This is a genomic window from Bradyrhizobium sp. SZCCHNRI3052, assembly GCF_032484895.1.
Classification (GTDB): domain Bacteria; phylum Pseudomonadota; class Alphaproteobacteria; order Rhizobiales; family Xanthobacteraceae; genus Bradyrhizobium.
Window position 1 is genome coordinate 351,074 of sequence record NZ_JAUETW010000002.1, and the last position, 19,143, is coordinate 370,216.

A 19,143-nucleotide genomic window follows, 5' to 3' on the forward strand; every position below is an offset into this window, starting at 1 on the left:
GGAACACATGAACGACCAATCGATCACGGTGCGCGGCAAGGATCGCTACAAGTCCGGCGTGATGGAATACAAGAAGATGGGCTATTGGGAGCCGTCCTATCAGCCCAAGGACACCGACGTCATCGCGCTGTTCCGCGTCACGCCGCAGGACGGTGTCGATCCGACCGAGGCCTGCGCCGCGGTCGCCGGCGAATCCTCGACGGCGACCTGGACCGTGGTGTGGACCGACCGGCTGACGGCGGCCGAGAAGTATCGCGCCAAGTGCTACCGCGTCGAGCCGGTGCCGGGCTCGCCCGGCAGCTATTTCGCCTATATCGCCTATGACCTCGATCTGTTCGAGCCCGGCTCGATCTCCAACCTGACCGCCTCGATCATCGGCAATGTGTTCGGCTTCAAGCCGCTGAAGGCGCTGCGGCTGGAGGACATGCGGCTGCCGGTGGCCTATGTGAAGACGTTCCAGGGGCCGGCGACCGGCATCGTCGTCGAGCGCGAGCGGCTCGACAAGTTCGGCCGTCCCTTGCTCGGCGCCACCGTCAAGCCGAAGCTCGGCCTGTCCGGCCGCAACTACGGACGCGTCGTCTACGAGGCGCTGAAGGGCGGGCTCGACTTCACCAAGGACGACGAGAACATCAACTCGCAGCCGTTCATGCATTGGCGCGAGCGCTTCCTGTACTGCATGGAGGCGGTCAACAAGGCGCAGGCGGCGACCGGCGAGATCAAGGGCACCTACCTCAACGTCACCGCGGCGACGATGGAGGACATGTATGAGCGCGCCGAGTTCGCCAAGGAGCTCGGCTCGACGATCGTCATGATCGACCTCGTGATCGGCTACACCGCGATCCAGTCGATGGCGAAATGGGCGCGCCGGAACGACATGATCCTGCATCTGCATCGTGCCGGTCACTCGACCTACACGCGGCAGCGCGCGCACGGCGTGTCGTTCCGCGTCATCGCCAAATGGATGAGGCTCGCCGGCGTCGACCACATCCATGCCGGTACCGTGGTCGGCAAGCTCGAAGGCGATCCGAACACCACGCGCGGCTATTACGACATCTGCCGCGAGGACTTCAATCCGATGCGGCTGGAGCATGGCGTGTTCTTCGACCAGAACTGGGCCAGCCTGAACAAGCTGATGCCGGTGGCCTCCGGCGGCATCCATGCCGGCCAGATGCACCAGTTGCTCGACCTGCTCGGCGAGGACGTCGTGCTGCAGTTCGGCGGCGGCACGATCGGCCATCCGCGCGGCATCGCCGCCGGTGCGACCGCCAACCGCGTCGCGCTGGAAGCGATGATCCTCGCCCGCAATGAGGGCCGCGACTACGTGCATGAAGGTCCGGAGATCCTGGCCAAGGCGGCACAGACCTGCACGCCGCTGCGCGAGGCGCTGGAGATCTGGAAGGACGTCACCTTCAACTACGAATCGACCGATTCGCCGGACTTCGTCCCGACAGTGACGCCTGCCGCCTAACAATCGTTCGATGCGACGCCGCGATGCGAGCCGGACACCGGCTCGCCCGTTTCAGCGATATCAGGAGACATCAACATGCGCGTGACCCAGGGTTGCTTTTCTTTCCTGCCCGATCTGACCGACGAGCAGATCTCCGCTCAGATCCAGTATTGCCTCGAGAAGAATTGGGCCGTGAACATCGAGTTCACCGACGATCCGCATCCCCGCAACACCTATTGGGAGATGTGGGGCCTGCCGATGTTCGACCTGCGTGACGCCGCCGGCATCATGCGCGAGCTGACCGAGTGCCGGAAGATCTACGGCGACCGCTACATCCGCATCTCGGCCTTCGATTCCAGCCATGGCTGGGAATCGACCCGGTTGTCCTTCATCGTCAACCGGCCGCAGAACGAGCCGGGCTTCCGGCTCGACCGGCAGGAAACCGTCGGGCGCAATCAGCGTTATTCGACGCGGTCCTACGCGGCCGAGCGCCCGGAAGGCCAGCGTTACTGATCCCTGGCGGGCGGAGGTCGCTGCTGCGTCTGCGGGTCTGCGGCGTGGCAGGGATCTCCGCCCGGAGCGGCCATATCACCTTCTATTTGCCGTTGCTTCGTTGCTGCCAGGTTCGCAATCGAACGCACGGCGATCTGATGCGAACGTCCAGAACGGAGCACCAGCCGATGATGCAGGCCACGCAGACGGACACCACCGAGGCGACGCCGGTCGACACCGTCGACCTGCGCCGCGAGTTCGAGAGCGTCGATATTGCGCCGGTGCTGGAGCAGCTCGACCGCGAGCTGGTCGGGCTCACCCCGGTCAAGACGCGAATCCGCGAGATCGCGTCGCTGCTGATGATGGAGCGGATCCGCCGCAAGATGGGGCTGGCGACGACGTTTCCGACCCTGCACATGTCGTTCACCGGCAATCCCGGCACCGGCAAGACCACTGTCGCGCTGCGCATGGCCGGCATCCTGCACCGGCTCGGCTTCGTGCGCCGCGGCCACGTCATCAGCGTCACCCGCGACGACCTCGTCGGCCAGTATATCGGCCACACCGCGCCGAAGACCAAGGAGGTGCTGAAGAAGGCGATGGGGGGCGTCCTGTTCATCGACGAGGCGTATTATCTCTACCGTCCCGAGAACGAGCGCGACTACGGCCAGGAGTCGATCGAGATCCTGCTGCAGATCATGGAGTCGCAGCGCGAGGACCTCGTGGTCATTCTTGCCGGCTATGCCGACCGGATGGAGAAGTTCTTCCAGAGCAATCCCGGCTTCCGCTCGCGCATCGCCCATCACATCGACTTCCCCGACTATTCGGAGGCCGAGCTGCTGACGATCTCCGAGATGATGCTGGAAGGGCAGAATTATCGCTTCACGCCGGAGGCCCGCGCCGCTTTCGAAAGATACATCGCCGTCCGGCGCACTCAGCCCATGTTCTCCAACGCGCGCTCGATCCGCAATGCGCTGGATCGGATCCGCCTGCGCCAGGCCAACCGGCTGGTGTCGCGGCTCGACCGCGTGCTGACGTCCGATGACGTGATGTCGATCGAAGCCAGCGACGTGCTGGCAAGCCGCGTGTTCGCCAAGGGGACCGACGCGGGAGACGGCAGGGTGGAGGTGCAACCATGAGTCTGGCTCTGGTGAGGAACGCGCCGCTCGACGACCTCCGGCGCCGCATCGCCGACGCCGGCGCGCTGATCTTCGACGTCGACGGCACGATGGCCGAGACCGAGGAAATCCATCGCGAGGCCTTCAACGAGGCGTTCGTCGCGGTGGGCATCGACTGGCACTGGGGCCGCCGCATCTACAAGGAGCTGCTGCGTGTCACCGGTGGCAAGGAGCGCGTTCGTGCGTTCGACCAGATGCGGCGCACGGGTCCTCCGCTCAGCGACGCCGTCGTTGCCCGGCTTCATCGCATCAAGACGGAGCGGTTTGCCGCGCTGATGGCCGACAAGGGCTGCCCGTTGCGTCCGGGCGTTCAAGCATTGCTGGAGGCTGCCTCGGCCCGCGGGCAGCGGCTCGCGATCGCGACGACGACCACGCGCGCCAATATCGATGCCCTGTTGGCGCCCGCGCTGGGCGCGAACTGGGAGGCAGGATTTGCCGCCGTCGTGGCGGCCGACGATGTCGTGCGCAAGAAGCCTGCGCCCGATGTCTACCTGGAGGTCTTGTCGCAGCTCGATCTACCCGCGGCCAGTTGCATCGCGATCGAGGACTCCGGTAACGGGTTGATGGCTGCGACCCGCGCCGGCGTTCCCGTGCTGATCACGCGCAGCCTCTACTTTCATGACGACGCGTTCGACGGTGCGCTCGCCGTGTTCGACGATCTCGGGGAGCTTGTTACCTGAGGTATTTTGAGGTGCTTGTGCTGATGCGTTGCCGATTATGTACGCCACCATGCGCATAGCCGCGTGGCGTGGTCGTTCTATTGCCGTCTCGACAAGAACGTGTAATCCCTTGACGACATATCTTCATGTCGAGTCGAGGTCGTTGAGTATGGCCCGCACGCAGGCCAAATTGAAACGTACGGACGTTGCACGCACGGAAGCGTTTCGCGGGCGGGTGGGACGGCCGCCGAAGGCGCTGGCTGGAAATATCGAGGAACGTATTCTGGACGCTGCGCGCGCGGTGTTTCTCGAGCGCGGCTTTGACGGCGCCAGCATCGACGAGATCGCCGAGCGCGCCCCCGCCAGCAAGCCGACGATTTATGCCCGATACACCGGCAAGGCCGCCTTGTTCGCCGCCGTCGTCGCGCGGTCCATCAACGACGTGATGAATCTCGGGTCCTACACGCCGGTGGCCGGCACCGCACAGGAAAAGCTGGTTGGACTGGCCATCGCCATCGTCGATCGCGCGCTGAAGGACTCGCTGGGATTGTTACGGGTCACGATCGGGGAGGCTTACCGGTTTCCCGATCTCAGTTGTCAGTTTCATGACGTCTCGCGCAAGCGGGCCACCCATGCCGTGGCGGTGCTGCTCGGCGAGACGATCGGCGCCTCGGCCACGACCGCTCGCCGGACGCCGTCGAAGGCGTCGGCCGTTTCTGCCGAGATCTTCATCGATCTGATCGTCATGCCGGTGATCATGCGCTCGCTCATGGGTGAGAGCGAAAGGACGATCCGCAGGGAGCTGCCCGGCTTCGTCCGTGACCGGGTCAAGACGTTCCTGGCGCTGCAGCCGAAGGTCTGAGCAGCGCGATCAGCGTCGCCGGAGCGATGACGGTTCGAGCGTCACCTGCTTGAGATCGTTGCCGCTGACGACGACCACGACGAAGGCGAGCTTGCCGTCCTTGTTCATCAGGCCGCCACTGATCGCCCGGCCGGCCGCCGAGCGCTCGGCGATCCGAATCGCATCCGACATCTTGAGCCGGACCGTGGTGAGGGCAGCCAGGCTGTTACGATCGCTTTCGCTCAGTCCATCCACGGTGGAGAACAGCACGCTGTTGCGCACCTTCGCCGTGGTGCCGTCGATGTCGGATTCCCAGATCCGTCCGCTCTGCAGGGTTCGGACCTTGTAGACGGGCGCGTCGAGCCCACCCTCGAAGCTGATGTCCGCGGTCTTGGAGCCCGGATGAATCCTTTCGGCGATCCGCAGCGCCTGGTGCAGTGACACCTCCGTCCGCCGGAACTTGTCGAGCTCGCGATCGATCGTCTCCTGGCTCAGTGCCGGATCGGTGGAGGCTGACGGATCCCTCTCGGTCTGCATGCCGGAGCCGGTCCCGGCGACCGCGTGCGCCAGGGGCGCCCATGACAGCAGGATCAAGGTCAACAGAATGATTCGTTTCATGACGGCCTGCTGTCTCCGATCTCGGTCGGTGCTTGTAGAGCATTCCCTCGGAAAACGGTTGTGATAAAACGAAACTGTATCGTTTTATAATTAAGGGCAGCGTATATGTCAAGGTTACGGTACCGGCGGCGTCATGTAGTCGGTGTCGAAGCCGACGCCGTGGCCCTCGGGGATGGAGGGGCGATCGCCGTCACGTTGAAGGCCAAGCCATTGTGCCTGGCGAACTGATAGGTGGCGGGAGATAGCTCTGGATCTCGCGTTTGCTCGTCATGGCCAGCGAGCGGATCGCGATCGCCTTGGCGCTGTTTTCGACCGGCTGGAAACCGGTGGACGTCCGGCAGGTCATGATGATGTAGATGGCGCTGATCACGATTGCGGGAGCTGCGTCCTTGGAACCCGCACGGCCACGCATGTCGATGGGCGGCTGCGCAATCACGGGTGCTCGGCGCGTTCATCTGCGGCTAATGCGCCGCCGGCTATGATTTTCTTCCATTTCCGATAGGTTGTCGCCGTTTCAACCGGGAGCGGCCGATATTGCCGCGCAGCGGCGTCCGATGTCCCGACAGGGGTCACGATGCAGGCCGCATCGGCGGACGCGACCAGAGGAGTCTGAATGATTAAGCGCCGGGCCATGATCACCTTCACGTTCACCGTCGCGACGCTGCTCGCAGCCTGCGGCGGCGTTGCGCAAGCGGCGCAGTGCGGTTCGTCGCCGGCGGGGTTCGAGGCGTGGAAGCGCGAATTCAGCGAGGAGGCGCGGGCGAAGGGCGTCGGCGGCGCCGCGATCGCCGCGCTGATGCAGACCAACTACGCCTCCGCGACGATCGCCGCCGATCGCGGCCAGCGCAGCTTCTCGCTGTCGCTCGATCAGTTCCTCGCCAAGCGCGGGGCTGCTGCGATCGTCGCGCGCGGCCGCCAGCTCAAGCAGTCGCAGGCGGCGATGTTCGCCTCGATCGAGCAGCGTTACGGCGTGCCGCCCGGACCGCTGATCGCGATCTGGGGCATGGAGAGCGCGTTCGGCAGCCAGCGCGGCAATCAGCACATGCTGTCGTCGATCGCGACGCTCGCCTATGACTGCCGCCGTCCGGAGTTCTTCACCGACCAGCTCTATGCCGCGCTCAAGCTGATCGACCGCGGCGTGCTCTCGGGCAACACCCGCGGCTCGATGCATGGCGAGGTCGGGCAGACGCAATTCATGCCGAAGAACATCCTCGCTTACGGCGTCGGCAATCTCGACGTCGCCGCCAACGCGCTGGCCTCGACCGCGAACTTCCTGCGCGCCAACGGCTGGAAGGCAGGCGCCGGCTATCAGCCGGGCGAGCCGAACTTCGCCGCCATCGAGGCCTGGAACGCCGCCGGCGTCTATCAGAAGGCGATCGCGCTGATGGGCCGCCAGATCGACGGCGGCGGCTCGGCCGCGGCGCGCTGACGGGCCCGCGACTGATAGACATGTCCAATGAAAAAAGCGGCGCTTCATCACTGAAGCGCCGCTTCTCTTTGGTGTCGGTCAGTCGGCTTGTCGCCTCAGGCCTTCAGATCGAACCGGTCGAGGTTCATCACCTTGGTCCAGGCGGCGACGAAGTCCTTGACGAACTTCTGCTTGGCATCCGAGCTGGCATAGACCTCAGCCAGCGCGCGCAACTGCGAGTGCGAGCCGAAGATCAGGTCGGCGCGGGTCGCCGTCCACTTGATCGCGCCGGACTTGCGGTCGCGGCCCTCGAAGGTGTGCTCGCCCTGATCGACCGGACGCCAGGCCACGCCCATGTCGAGCAGGTTGGCGAAGAAGTCGTTGGAGAGCGTCTCGGTCTGCTCGGTGAACACGCCATGCTTGGAGCCGTTGGCGTTGGCGCCGAGCACGCGCAGGCCGCCGACCAGCACGGTCATCTCCGGCGCGGTCAAGGTGAGCAGTTGCGCCTTGTCGACCAGCAGCTCCTCGCCCGACAGCCACTGCTTGCCGCTGAGATAGTTGCGGAAGCCGTCATGGGTCGGTTCGAGCACCGCGAACGACTCGACGTCGGTCTGCTCCTGCGAGGCATCGGTGCGGCCGGGCGCGAACGGCACGGTCACCTCGACGCCGGCCTTCTTGGCGGCCGCCTCGACGCCGGCATTGCCGGCCAGCACGATCAGGTCGGCGAGCGAGATCTTCTTGCCGCCGGAGGCCTGCGCGTTGAACTCCTTCTGGATGGCCTCGAGCGTCGAGAGCACCTTGGCGAGTTCGGCCGGGTTGTTGACCGCCCAGTCCTTCTGCGGAGCCAGGCGAATGCGCGCGCCATTGGCGCCGCCGCGCTTGTCCGAGCCGCGGAAGGTCGAGGCTGAGGCCCAGGCCGTCGACACCAGTTGCGACACCGACAGACCCGAGGCGAGGATCTTCGCCTTGAGCGCCGCGACGTCCTTGTCGTCGACAACGGGATGATCGAGGGCCGGCACCGGATCCTGCCAGATCAGATCCTCCTTCGGCACCAGCGGGCCAAGGTAGCGCACCTTCGGACCCATGTCGCGATGGGTCAGCTTGAACCAGGCGCGGGCGAAGGCGTCGGCGAACTGATCCGGGTTCTCCAGGAAGCGGCGCGAGATCTTCTCGTAGGCCGGATCGAAGCGCAGCGCGAGGTCGGTGGTGAGCATCGACGGCGCATGCCGCTTCGACTTGTCATGCGCGTCCGGCACCGTGTTGGCGCCGGCGCCGTGCTTCGGCTTCCACTGATGCGCGCCGGCCGGGCTCTTGGTCAGCTCCCATTCGTAGCCGAACAGATTCCAGAAGAAGTTGTTGCTCCACTTGGTCGGCGTCGTCGTCCAGATCACTTCGAGGCCGGAGGTGATGGTATCGCCGCCCTTGCCCGAGCCGTACTTGCTGGCCCAGCCGAGACCCTGCTGCGCGATGTCGGCGCCTTCCGGCTCGGCCCCGACCAGCGACGCATCGCCCGCGCCGTGGGTCTTGCCGAAGGTGTGACCGCCGGCGATCAGCGCCACCGTCTCTTCGTCGTTCATCGCCATGCGGGCGAAGGTCTCGCGGATGTCGCGCGCGGCAGCCAGCGGATCGGGATTGCCGTTCGGGCCTTCCGGGTTGACGTAGATGAGGCCCATCTGCACGGCAGCGAGCGAGCCCGCGAGCTCGCGGTCGCCGCTGTAGCGCTCGTCGGCGAGCCACTTGCCCTCGGGACCCCAATAGATGTCCTGCTCGGGCTCCCAGGTGTCGGCGCGGCCGCCGCCGAAGCCGAAGGTCTTGAAACCCATCGATTCCAGCGCGACGTTGCCGGTCAGCACGAACAGGTCGGCCCAGGAGATTTTCTGGCCGTACTTCTGCTTGATCGGCCACAGCAGGCGGCGAGCCTTGTCGAGGTTGGCGTTGTCTGGCCAGCTGTTCAGCGGCGCGAAGCGCTGCTGGCCGGTGCCGGCGCCGCCACGGCCGTCGCCAATGCGATAGGTGCCGGCGGCGTGCCAGGCCATGCGGATGAACAGCGGACCGTAATGGCCGAAATCGGCCGGCCACCAGTCCTGCGAATCGGTCATCAGCGCGTGCAGGTCCTTGACCAGCGCGTCGAGATCGAGGCTCTTGAATTCCTTGGAATAATCGAACGCCTCACCGAGCGGATCGGAGAGGTTCGAGTGCTGATGCAGGACCGAGAGATTGAGCTGGTTCGGCCACCAATCCTTGTTCGAAAATCCCTTCAAGCCGCCCGAAAACGGGCACTTGCTGACGTCATCCATGTTTCTCTCCTGACGTGATCGTCATGGTTCCCCCCTGGGGTGGGAGCCGGGACCCTACGCGGCTGCTTCGATCAGGGGAAATTGAGATTGGTGATCGCAACGATAAGATTATCTGATGAACCTGGTCTGACGCCATTCAAACGCATATGGACACGGTGCATGACCGTTGCATCTCAAGATTGTGGTCAGGGAAAATTGACTCCGCGGCGGTGAACGATAAGATAAACTGATGATACATTTGACGATGCGGCAGCTTCGCTATTTCGATGCGCTGGCGCGTCTCGGCCATTTCGGCCGCGCCGCGGAGGCCTGCGCGATCTCGCAGCCGGCGCTGTCGATGCAGATCAAGGAGATGGAGGACGCGCTTGGCGGCGTGCTGCTGGAGCGCAATGCGCGCCAGGTGGTGCTGACGCGATTCGGCGAGCAGCTCGCCGAGCGCGTGCGCGAGATCCTGCGCTCGGTCGATGAGCTCGGCGATTTCGCCCGCGCCTCGCGCGACAAGCTCACGGGCCGGCTGCGGCTCGGCATGATCCCGACGATCGCGCCCTATCTGCTGCCCAAGGTGATCGGGAACCTGACGCGCAGACATCCCGAGATCGACATCCACGTCCGCGAGTCCAAGACGCCGAAGCTGATCGAGGAACTGGTCGAGGGCCGCCTCGATGCCGCGATCGTCGCGCTGCCGGTGTCGGAGCCGTCGCTGACCGAGGTCGCGCTGTTCGCGGAGAGCTTCCTGCTGGTGCGGCCGCCGGAATATGAAGGCGCGGCGGTGCCGAGCAGCGAGATGCTGCGCGAGATGCGGCTGCTGTTGCTGGAGGAGGGGCACTGCTTCCGCGACCAGGCGCTGTCGTTCTGCAACATGCAGGCGCCGCGCGAGATGCTCGATGCCTCCTCGCTGTCGACCCTGGTGCAGATGGTCGGCGCCGGCATGGGCGTGACGTTGATTCCGGAGATGGCGGTCGGCGTCGAGACGCGGTCGGCGTCGGTGTCGCTGGCGCGCTTCGCCGATCCGCAGCCGCAGCGCACGGTCGGCATGGTCTGGCGCAAGACCAGCCCGCTCGCCAAGCAACTGATGCAGATTTCCGAGATCGTCGGCAGCGCGGCCGAGGGTCTGCGCAAGCAGGCCGCGGCAGCGCAGGGCCGCAAACGGCGAAGCTGATCCTTCGGGACCATCCCGTCCGAGGCGGCGTTGTCCTTCCTTAAGGAAGGACATCCTCATGAAATTGGCCTTGATCGCATCCGCTGCTGCGCTCGCGTTGTCGAGCCAGCTCGCCTTGGCTGATAGCAGCGGCACGGGTGGCAGCTGCGCCGGCGCCTCCCGCGACGCGACAACCTCAACGCCGGGCGGACCCGGAAACGCGACGGGGACGACCGGAATGGGATCGGGCGCGGCGGAAGCCGCCGCTGCGGCGGGGAACGGATCGGGGCGCACGCCATCGGCGCCGAATGACGCCACCGGCTTGCTCGACAACAACAGCCCGAGCACCGGCGCCGACAATTCCGGCAGCTCGAGCAATCTCGGCCGGCATTGAAGGGATGTTCGCCGGCGATCGCGCTTTTGCAATGGAACGGTCGCGCCGACAGGTGGTTCGTAGCGACGAGCAGCTCATTTGCTCGTCGCCGCGATCGCGGCGGAGGACTGCGCCGGATGACCTTCGCGGCAGTCATGCGTGATGACCTTGGTCGAGGAGTCCTTGCGATGCGAAGCTTGAACTATGTGGGAGCGCTGGCCCTGTCCGGCGCAATGCTGGCCGGAGCGAGCGCTCCGGCGTTGTCTGCACCCGTCGCTGCGCTGTCGGCCGCGGCGAAGGCCGACGTTGCGCCGCTCAGCACGGTTCAGGTCCGCTATGGCGGCTGGCATGGCGGCGGCTGGCGTGGTGGCGGTTGGCGTGGCGGCGGCTGGGGCTGGGGAGCAGGCGCGCTCGCAGCCGGCGCGCTTCTCGGCGCCGGGATCGCGGCGACGGCATCGCCTTATTACTACGACGATCCCTATTATTATGGCCCGCCCTACGGCTATGTCGGCGTCGGCTACGGGCCGTATTACGGCCGTCCCTACTATGCCCGTCCGTATTGGCGGCATCGCTATTATGGCTGGGGTGGTCCGTGGGGCGGCCCCTGGTGAGATCGGCTGATTGGTTCCGGATGCCCTGTCGTCTGCGCGAGCGATCGCGCAGACGATTTCGTGTTTGCTGCGAGCTGATCGTGATCGCGTGGCAGCCAGAACGCTAAAGGCAAGTTGATCTTGCTCAAAGCTGCTCCTCGCTCCCGTGGTCCAATAAGTTCGACACGGGAGAGGAGCCGGAAATGCAAACACCAGTTCAAATCGAATTTGAAGGGATTCGCGTCTCCGCTGAAATCCGGGCTGCCGTTGAGCAACATGTCGCGGAACTGGAGAGCCGCTTTGGCCGGATCACCGCGGCGCGCGTCATGGTCAAAGGTCCGGGCGGTCATCACCAAACCGGCGGTCAATATCTGGTGAGCGTTCGGCTGGCGCTGCCCGACGGTCGGGAAGTCCACGTTGGACGTACCCCGAAGCTGGATGAACGGTACGTCGACTTGACCTTCGCCGTGGACAACGCATTCAAACGCGCGCGTCGACAACTGCAGGACCGGGCGCGACTGATGCGTGGCGATGTCAAGACGCACGAGCCTCAACCGATCGGAACCGTTGCGCGTATCGATCCAAGCGGCCAGTTCGGCTTTCTGGAAGCCGCCGACGGCCACGAAGTCTATTTCAACTGTAATAGTGTCGTTGATGGTGGACCAAGCATCGTGCCCGGCGCCCGCGTAAGCTACGTCGAGGAGATCGGAGAAAAAGGACCGCAGGCGAGCACGGTCAGATTGCTCGGGAAACATGGGCTGCGGGCTTAGATCGGCGGCCGAGACGCGAGCGGCGAGCAGGTTTGACGTTGGAGGTAACCGATGATTGGTGATCGCCTGCGTTTGTTCTGTCTTCATGGCACGGAAGGGCTTGGCGAAAAAATCGCTCACGCGCTCGGATGCCGTCTCGCCGCTGTCGAAGAACGCAGCTTCGAGGACGGCGAACACAAGGTGCGGCCGCTGGAAGTTGTCGCCGGCTGCGACGTCTACGTTCTGCATAGCCTCCATGGCGGTCCTGACGAGAGTCCGAACGACAAGCTGTGCCGGCTGCTGTTCCTGGTCGGAGCGTTGAAGGATGCCGGTGCTGCGCGGGTGACGGCGGTCGCACCGTATCTGTGTTATGCGCGAAAGGATCGGCGCACCAAGGCCAATGACCCCGTCACGATCCGTTATCTTGCGACCATGTTCGAGGCGATCGGTGTTGATGCAGTGGTGACCCTCGAAGTTCACAACGAGGCCGCGTTCGAGAACGCGTTCCGTTGCCCATCGGTAGCGCTGAGCACGGCGCCGCTCTTGATCGGCAGGATCAAGGCGATCGCGGCTGATCGGCCGATTGCCGTGGTTTCGCCGGATCTCGGAGGCGGCAAGCGCGCGGACCTGCTCCGCGAGGTTCTGGGGAAAGCGCTCGGCCGTCCGATCGGCAAGGCATTCGTGGAGAAGCATCGCAGCTCCGGCGTCGTTTCGGGCGACTTGTTCGCCGGAGAGGTGGCGAACGCGCTGTGCGTGATCGTGGATGATCTCATCAGCAGCGGTGGAACCCTGGTGCGGGCGGCGAAGGCGGCCCGTGCCCATGGGGCCGAAGAGGTGATAGCTTGCGTGGCGCACGGCTTGTTCATGCCGGGCGCGGCAACGACGCTCGCCGACCCTGCGATCGGCCGCATCATCGCGACCGACAGCGTGCCACCGTTCAGGCTTCCGCCGGGCGCGGTTCGCGATAAGCTCGAGATTGTCTCGGCGGCGCCCCTTCTCGGAGAGACCATTCGTCGGCTGCACCACAACGAGCCGCTGACGGAGCTGCTTCCGTATCAGGATTGATCCCCGCAATTCAAATTCTGGCTCACGCCGTGAGCTGCCGCTCAAGCTGCGCTGCGTCCGCCTTGGCAAGTTTGAGATAGGTGCGCGCCAGCCGCGGCCATTTTTCCGGCGTCCGTGGATGGGCGTCGGCGAGATGAGCGATGGATAGCCTGGCGCGCAGCATGGCGCGGCCAATCCGATAGAACAAGAACAGTCCGCTGGCCGGGTCATCATTGAGCTGGACGGCCAGATATCGCCGAAGCCTCTCACCGACCCACGGTCCTCCCAGTCGAGCGCATTCCAAGTGCAGGAAGGCAATTTCGTCCAGTGCATCCGACGTCCGCAAGCGGGCATTGAACTCCAGGCAGTCGATGATGGGGAAGGGAGGGCTCAACCAGATATGTTCCGGCCGCAGATCGCCATGGCCGTCGAGGACGAGCCGGTGATGCACCCGCTGCGCCAGTAGATCGGTCCGCTGCCGCAGGAAACGGCATTGCAGGTTGGCGATGCGCTCGATGGTGCCGCGGGGCAGGTCGAAGGCCGACTCGAGCAAACCTCGCCGATCCGCCAGAACTGCCTTTTGCAGGGTCACCATGTAGCTCTCCGGATTGATCATGATCCGGCGCGCATGCGAATAGAAGCGGCTCAAGCGACTGGCCAAACCATCGATCTGGGCCTGGGAGACCTTGCGATTGCGAAGCCCGACTTCGAGTGTTTGGCCTTCGTCGAGCCGGCGCATGACGACGAGCCAATCAACGATGTGTCCGCCTCCTCTGATGGCGTAACCACCCGGCGCAGCCGTCAGCGGCACCAGGCCGTGATAGACGTCGGGCGCCAGCCTTCGGTTCAGCGAAACCTCAGCGCGGCAGGCCTCTGCGCGGCGCTCAAGGCTGGAGAAATCGAGATATGGAAAATGAACCGGCTTCTTGAGCTTGTAGACGCGCTCGTCAACCATGAAGACCCAGGACATGTGGGTCTCCCGCGTGATCACAGCGTCGGGCGCCGGGACATAACTGTCCGGCCGGCTGAGAAACGCCACCTTGCGAGCAAGAGCGGTCGCGCTGCCATTCTCAGCGTCCTCGCCCCAGGGTTCATTCTGCCATCCGGGCATATGATGCCTATCGCCAATCGAGGCAGCCGGCAGCTTGATACGGATCAATAGCAGTGGTTGTCCGGCTCATATCCTGCCCCTCTTCCGCATGAGGTCTGCCATGCTGTTCCAGAACCGAACCGATGCCGGCCGGCAACTCGCCGAGGCGCTGCTCAAATACAAGGGGCGGCACCCGGTCGTTCTTGCGCTGCCACGCGGCGGCGTGCCGGTTGCGGCGGAAGTCGCAGCAGCCCTCAATGCGCCACTCGATCTGCTGCTGGTCCGCAAGATCGGGCTGCCGGGGCAGCCGGAGCTCGCAATGGGCGCCATCGCGGATGGTGAGGGCATGACCACCATACGTAACCAGGACGTGATCGAGCTATCCGGCGTCACCTCCGAAGAATTTGAGGTCGTCTGCAGGGAGGAACGTGCTGAGATCGAACGGCGCCGCAAGCGCTATCTGGGCGATCGGGCTCGCGCCGAAGTCAAGGGGCAGGTTGCGATCATCGTCGATGACGGCGTTGCGACAGGCGCAACCACGCTTGCCGCCATCAAGGCTGTTCGGAAGCAGGAACCGAAAGAGCTCGTGCTTGCGGTCCCGGTCGCGCCGCCGGACGCCATCAGGAAATTGCATGCGGAAGTCGATGCCGTCGTCTGTCTGCATGAGCCTCAGGAGTTTGGCGCGATCGGCTATTTCTATCGCGACTTTCATCAGGTCAGCGACGACGAGGTGATTGCCACTTTGAGGCAGTTTCCATCAAGCAGATCCATGCACGCCTCCTGACGAGCCGGCGCCTAATGGTCGTGGGGCAGCGGCTCCCAGCGGTCGCCGACCTTCACGTAGGATCGCTTCACCGCTGCCCAGGCTGTGCGGTGAGCAATCTCTTCCTGCCGTTCGTCTTCCGCATGGGAGGCAAAGGCGTGGTTGAATGCTTCCCGATAGATGTCCTGCGCGTGCGATGGGAGGTGAGCGCGAACAGCAGGGGGAAGATCGATGTTTGTGCGATAGGGCATGGCTCTTGCCTCGGACGCTCACTGCCGCGCCTTGCTCGCGACGCCGCGGCGTTTCCACCAAAGAGGATAGAGGCAACTTGCTTCCGCCTCTTGACCGGCGTCAAATAGGGATGCGCAGACATCGAAGGGATGGCTGACGTCATGTGAGCGCCGAGGACATCGATGGACCCGTTACCGAGCGCGCTGCTAACCGATCTGTATCAGATGACCATGATCGAAGCGTACCTTGAATCGGGCCAGACTGATACAGCGGTATTTGAGTTCTTTGTGCGCAAGCTGCCGCCTCAGCGCAGCTTCCTGATGGCGGCCGGACTGGAGCAGGCGCTCGACTTCCTGCAAAACATACGGTTCTCGCAAGACGAACTCGGCTGGCTTGAGCGAACGGAAAAGTTCAGCAAGTCGTTGATCGACTATCTCGCCAATTTCCGCTTCACCGGCGAGGTTCATGCGATGCCGGAAGGCACCGTGTTCTTTGGCAACGAACCGATCCTTAGGGTTACGGCTCCTTTACCGGAGGCGCAGCTTGTCGAGACGCGCCTGATCAACATCCTGCATTTTCAGACGCTGATTGCCTCCAAGGCCGCGCGCATGGTCTTACTCGCGCCAGACAAGCTCCTGGTCGATTTTGGCTTGCGTCGCTCCCATGGTGCCGAGGCAGGGCTGCTGGCCGCCCGCGCGAGCTATGTCGCTGGATTCTCCGGTACGGCAACCCTCCTGGCCGAGAAGTCATTCGGCATTCCGACCTATGGCACCATGGCGCATTCGTTTGTTCAATCCTTTGATGACGAAGCTACAGCATTCGAGGCGTTTGCGCGCGCCAGGCCAGAGAATCTCGTCCTGCTGATCGACACTTATGACACCGAGGCGGCCGCGAGGAAGGTCGTCATGCTGGCGCCCCGATTGAAGGAACTTGGAATTGCGGTCAGCGCCGTGCGGCTTGACAGCGGGGATCTGTCTGCGCTCGCCAAGAAGGTGCGCTGCATTCTGGATTCCGGCGGACTCAAGGACACCGGCATCTTCGTCAGTGGCGGGATAGAGGAGGGTACCCTGATTGCCTTCGCTCGGGATGCGGCGCCGATCGACGGTATCGGCATCGGCACGGGCCTCGTCACGTCGTCCGATGCGCCAGCACTCGACTGTGCCTATAAGCTGCAGGAGTATGCGGGCTTGCCCCGTCGCAAGCGCTCGACGGGAAAGGCCACCTGGCCCGGCCGCAAGCAGGTTTGGCGCCGGTATGACAGGAAGGGCCGCATGCTCGCAGACATTCTTTCGACCGAGGAGGACCAACAAGAGGGGGAAACGCTGATCCAGGCGGTGATGCTCGGCGGACGCCCTATCGCCTCTCAACCTTCACTTCACGACATCCGGGCTCACGCGCGCCGGCAGCTCGATCTGCTGCCTCCGGAGCTGAGAACCTCCAAAGCGGTCGCGCCCTATCCGGTGCAGATTTCAAGCCATCTTGAACAGCTGGCAGCTGTCGCCGACCGGATAGGCTCGCGTCCCTGAATTCTGATCTGCATCAAGGGAAGCGGCTCGATCCCTCTCTAGCCTGTCAAGCGACGGAGGTGCATCGATGCCGGTACAGAATGCCGAAATTGCAGAGATGTTCGACCAGACCGCCGAACTTCTCGAGATCAAAGGCGACAATCCGTTTCGTTCGCGGGCCTATCGCAATGCTGCGCGGGTGATTGAACGTCTGCCCAGGAGCATCACCAACCTCTTGAAGGCGGGTGAGGATCTTTCCGAGCTGCCAGGTATCGGCAAGGATCTGGCAGGAAAGATCGAAACGATCGTCGCAACCCATCATTTCGATGTGCTGGACAAGCTCAAGCGTGAACTGCCCGGCGATCTCGGAGAGATCGCGGCACTCCCGGGCTTGGGTCCGAAACGCGTCAAACTGCTCTACGACAAGCTGGGCGTGCGGTCACTCGCGGACCTCAGGCGCGCGGTGAGGTCGGGTCGGCTGAGAGAGCTTCGGGGCTTCGGTGCCAAGAGCGAGGAAAAGCTCACCGCGGCGTTGGCCAAGCCTCGAGCCGAGAGGCGCTTCAGACTATCCGAGGCCGAAGCCGAAGCGGAAGCACTCCTCAGCTATCTGAGGCCAGACGCGACCGATGGAAAGGTGATCGTCGCCGGAAGCTACCGTCGCAGGCGCGATACCGTCGGTGATCTTGATATCTTGATGGTGGCACGTGACGGCCACGCCGCCGGCGGGAGACTCTCTCGATACGACAATGTCGCCAATGTGCTCGCTCATGGCGATACGCGGACGGCAGTGGTGCTGCGCTCCGGGCTGCACGTCGACCTGCGCGTTGTTTCTGAGGCCAGCTACGGCGCCGCGCTGATGTATTTCACCGGATCCAAGGCGCACAACATCTCCTTGCGCGGACTCGCTAACGATCACGGCTGGAAGCTGAACGAATATGGCCTGTTCGCCGGCAAGCGGCGCATCGCCGGAGCAACCGAGGAGGAGATCTATGGCAAGCTCGGGCTGCCCCTGATTCCGCCCGAGATGCGCGAGGATCGCGGCGAGATCGCGCTCGCAAAAGCAAAAAAGCTCCCGAAACTGATTACGCTGTCCGATATTCGAGGCGACCTGCACGTCCATTCCAAATGGACCGACGGCACCGCCGCGATCGCCGAGATGGCGACGGCCGCCAAGGCAAGAGGCTATGCCTATATGGCTCTGACCGACCATAGCCAACACGTCACTGTCGCCCATGGTCTCGATGCCGGACGTCTGTCGCGTCAGATCGACGAGATCGACCGTTTGAACGACCGGCTGGATGGATTTACGGTGCTGAAAGGCGCCGAAGTCGATATTCTGGCGGGCGGACGGCTTGATCTGCCCGACAAGATCCTGTCGCGGCTCGATCTGGTCGTTGCTTCCGTTCACTACAAGTTCGAGCTCTCGCGCAAGATGCAGACCGAGCGCATCATCCGGGCGATGGACAATCGCCATGTCTCGATTATCGGTCATCCGACCGGACGGTTGATCGGGGACCGCGAGCCTTACGAGATCGACATGGAAGCCGTCATTGCGGCGGCGGGCGAGCGCGGCTGTCATCTCGAGCTCAACGCCGACCCGGACCGGCTCGATCTCAACGATATCCATGTTCATGCCGCCAAGTCCGCGGGCGTCAAGCTGGCGATCTCGACGGACGCACATTCGACCGCTGGATTCGCCAACATGCGTTTCGGCGTCGATCAGGCGCGCCGAGGCTGGCTCGAAGCCGCAGACGTCATCAACACTCAACCCTTGTCGCGGACGAAGAAAATGCTGAAGCGCTAGCCGGATTGCTTGATCCTTCGCAACGTGGCGCACGCGAAGTTGCGCTCATCTTAGATGACAGCACAGGAGGGTGAAATGAGCTTCGGGAAGAAGATTGGTACGGTTGCGACCGCGGCCGTCCTGACCCTCGCGCTGCTTGCACCCACGGGTGCCGACGCTCGCAACGGGCGCATTGCCGCGGGAATCGTCGGCGGCCTGGCTGCCGGCGCGCTGTTCGGCGCGGCCCTCGGCGGCGGCTATTGGGGGCCGTATCCCTATTACGGCTATCCGGGGCCAGCCTATTACTACCCACCGGCACCGTATTGGGGGCCAGGTCCGTTCTGGGGACCGTACGGATACGGCGACTGCTATGTCCGAGCTGTCCGGCACAGGCGGCATGTGCATTACGTGCGGGTCTGCTATTAAATCCGCTTGCACTCGAGCAACGGGCGGGGCTGTTATATTGCCGCGGAGAGCCAGACGCATGTCGGGGCGTTTCAAGTTTCGGGCTCTGGGCCTCTTCGTCGGACTGCTCTCGTGTTGGCCGACAAACGTGGATGCCGCGAACCTCAGCAAGGCCGCGCAACGAGGCAGGACCATCCTGCAGGAAAGATGCGGGCGCTGTCATGCGATCAAATCGGTTGGCGAAAGCCCGCTCGAGAATGCTCCGCCGATGCGCGATATCTACGCCCGGTTCAATCGGCGCGAGTTGCAGGCGGAGCTGTCGGAAGGCATGGTGTCGAAGCACAGGGACATGCCGCAAATCGAATTTTCCGACGAGGACGTCTACGCGATCATGAGCTACCTCTACATTCTTGCAGTCAGGAAATGAATGCTCGCTGCTCAGGAAAGCGCTGATCCCTGCACATCGAAGCTCACTTGGGAAGCTCATTTGGCCGGCTGCGCGGTCCATTCGACGGTCTGACGGCATCGCCGCTGG

The 19,143-nt window shown here is 63.9% G+C and carries 21 protein-coding genes; 16 read left to right on the forward strand and 5 right to left on the reverse strand.

The genetic code is table 11. The features are described from left to right. The first annotated feature begins 7 nt into the window (after positions 1-7). The 5 genes from QW887_RS06825 (at position 8) to QW887_RS06845 (ending at position 4,635) form a co-directional block, all read left to right on the forward strand. A complete protein-coding gene (locus tag QW887_RS06825) occupies positions 8-1,468 on the forward strand; it encodes a form I ribulose bisphosphate carboxylase large subunit (protein ID WP_315714340.1) in 1,461 nt (486 codons plus the stop codon). Positions 1,469-1,543: 75 nt separating this feature from the next. After that, complete coding sequence (locus tag QW887_RS06830) at positions 1,544-1,960, forward strand: ribulose bisphosphate carboxylase small subunit (RefSeq protein ID WP_315714341.1); 417 nt, start codon at positions 1,544-1,546, stop codon at positions 1,958-1,960. A 170-nt stretch (positions 1,961-2,130) separates the two neighbouring features. Next, complete coding sequence (gene cbbX / locus QW887_RS06835) at positions 2,131-3,075, forward strand: CbbX protein (protein WP_315714397.1); 945 nt, start codon at positions 2,131-2,133, stop codon at positions 3,073-3,075. After that, positions 3,072-3,794 (forward strand): HAD-IA family hydrolase, encoded by a 723-nt coding sequence (locus QW887_RS06840; RefSeq protein WP_315714342.1) that lies wholly within the window; start codon positions 3,072-3,074, stop codon positions 3,792-3,794. The genes cbbX and QW887_RS06840 overlap by 4 nt, the downstream gene beginning before the upstream one ends. Positions 3,795-3,942: 148 nt before the next feature. Beyond that, positions 3,943-4,635, forward strand: a complete 693-nt coding sequence (locus QW887_RS06845) for a TetR/AcrR family transcriptional regulator (RefSeq protein WP_315714343.1) — start codon at positions 3,943-3,945, stop codon at positions 4,633-4,635. Positions 4,636-4,644: 9 nt separating this feature from the next. Here QW887_RS06845 and QW887_RS06850 read toward each other — a convergent pair whose 3' ends face one another. Both QW887_RS06850 and QW887_RS06855 read right to left on the reverse strand, forming a co-directional pair. Then, a complete protein-coding gene (locus QW887_RS06850; protein ID WP_315714344.1) occupies positions 4,645-5,232 on the reverse strand; it encodes a PepSY domain-containing protein in 588 nt (195 codons plus the stop codon). A gap of 190 nt (positions 5,233-5,422) precedes the next feature. Beyond that, positions 5,423-5,668 carry a hypothetical protein gene (locus tag QW887_RS06855; protein ID WP_315714345.1) on the reverse strand — a complete coding sequence of 82 codons (246 nt, stop codon included), beginning with the start codon at positions 5,666-5,668 and terminating at the stop codon, positions 5,423-5,425. Positions 5,669-5,845: 177 nt separating this feature from the next. Between QW887_RS06855 and QW887_RS06860 the strand changes: the two genes are divergently transcribed. Then, a complete protein-coding gene (locus tag QW887_RS06860; RefSeq protein WP_409977953.1) occupies positions 5,846-6,661 on the forward strand; it encodes a lytic transglycosylase domain-containing protein in 816 nt (271 codons plus the stop codon). A gap of 95 nt (positions 6,662-6,756) precedes the next feature. On the opposite strand, the gene katG is transcribed toward QW887_RS06860, so the two are convergent. Next, on the reverse strand, positions 6,757-8,937 hold the full coding sequence (gene katG, locus QW887_RS06865) for a catalase/peroxidase HPI (protein ID WP_315714346.1): 2,181 nt from the start codon (positions 8,935-8,937) through the stop codon (positions 6,757-6,759). Between the two features lie 229 nt (positions 8,938-9,166). Here katG and QW887_RS06870 point away from each other — a divergent pair, with 229 nt between their 5' ends. From QW887_RS06870 to QW887_RS06890, 5 genes are all read left to right on the forward strand, one after another. Next, positions 9,167-10,096, forward strand: coding sequence for a hydrogen peroxide-inducible genes activator (locus QW887_RS06870; protein WP_315714347.1), 930 nt, complete (start codon positions 9,167-9,169; stop codon positions 10,094-10,096). 58 nt (positions 10,097-10,154) lie between these two features. Next, complete coding sequence (locus QW887_RS06875) at positions 10,155-10,469, forward strand: hypothetical protein (RefSeq protein WP_315714348.1); 315 nt, start codon at positions 10,155-10,157, stop codon at positions 10,467-10,469. Between the two features lie 167 nt (positions 10,470-10,636). Continuing rightward, positions 10,637-11,059 carry a hypothetical protein gene (locus QW887_RS06880; protein WP_315714349.1) on the forward strand — a complete coding sequence of 141 codons (423 nt, stop codon included), beginning with the start codon at positions 10,637-10,639 and terminating at the stop codon, positions 11,057-11,059. Between the two features lie 182 nt (positions 11,060-11,241). Next, a complete protein-coding gene (locus tag QW887_RS06885; RefSeq protein WP_315714350.1) occupies positions 11,242-11,808 on the forward strand; it encodes an HPF/RaiA family ribosome-associated protein in 567 nt (188 codons plus the stop codon). A gap of 51 nt (positions 11,809-11,859) precedes the next feature. After that, positions 11,860-12,852, forward strand: coding sequence for a ribose-phosphate diphosphokinase (locus QW887_RS06890; protein ID WP_315714351.1), 993 nt, complete (start codon positions 11,860-11,862; stop codon positions 12,850-12,852). A 22-nt stretch (positions 12,853-12,874) separates the two neighbouring features. On the opposite strand, the gene QW887_RS06895 is transcribed toward QW887_RS06890, so the two are convergent. Further along, positions 12,875-13,801, reverse strand: a complete 927-nt coding sequence (locus tag QW887_RS06895) for a hypothetical protein (protein ID WP_315714352.1) — start codon at positions 13,799-13,801, stop codon at positions 12,875-12,877. A 241-nt stretch (positions 13,802-14,042) separates the two neighbouring features. Between QW887_RS06895 and QW887_RS06900 the strand changes: the two genes are divergently transcribed. Continuing rightward, positions 14,043-14,705: a phosphoribosyltransferase gene (locus QW887_RS06900; protein ID WP_315714353.1), complete on the forward strand. Its 663-nt coding sequence runs from the start codon at positions 14,043-14,045 to the stop codon at positions 14,703-14,705. A gap of 11 nt (positions 14,706-14,716) precedes the next feature. On the opposite strand, the gene QW887_RS06905 is transcribed toward QW887_RS06900, so the two are convergent. After that, positions 14,717-14,935, reverse strand: a complete 219-nt coding sequence (locus tag QW887_RS06905; protein WP_315714354.1) for a ChaB family protein — start codon at positions 14,933-14,935, stop codon at positions 14,717-14,719. A 162-nt stretch (positions 14,936-15,097) separates the two neighbouring features. On the opposite strand from QW887_RS06905, the gene QW887_RS06910 reads away from it, so the two are divergent. The 4 genes from QW887_RS06910 to QW887_RS06925 all read left to right on the forward strand — a co-directional run bounded on the left by QW887_RS06910 (position 15,098) and on the right by QW887_RS06925 (position 19,035). Beyond that, a complete protein-coding gene (locus tag QW887_RS06910) occupies positions 15,098-16,441 on the forward strand; it encodes a nicotinate phosphoribosyltransferase (protein WP_315768635.1) in 1,344 nt (447 codons plus the stop codon). A 67-nt stretch (positions 16,442-16,508) separates the two neighbouring features. Further along, positions 16,509-18,224, forward strand: a complete 1,716-nt coding sequence (polX, locus tag QW887_RS06915) for a DNA polymerase/3'-5' exonuclease PolX (protein ID WP_315718650.1) — start codon at positions 16,509-16,511, stop codon at positions 18,222-18,224. A gap of 75 nt (positions 18,225-18,299) precedes the next feature. Next, entirely contained in the window at positions 18,300-18,629 is a 330-nt protein-coding gene (locus tag QW887_RS06920; RefSeq protein ID WP_315718649.1) for a hypothetical protein, read from the forward strand. A gap of 58 nt (positions 18,630-18,687) precedes the next feature. Next, positions 18,688-19,035 carry a cytochrome c gene (locus QW887_RS06925; protein WP_315718648.1) on the forward strand — a complete coding sequence of 116 codons (348 nt, stop codon included), beginning with the start codon at positions 18,688-18,690 and terminating at the stop codon, positions 19,033-19,035. Positions 19,036-19,143: the final 108 nt, after the last annotated feature.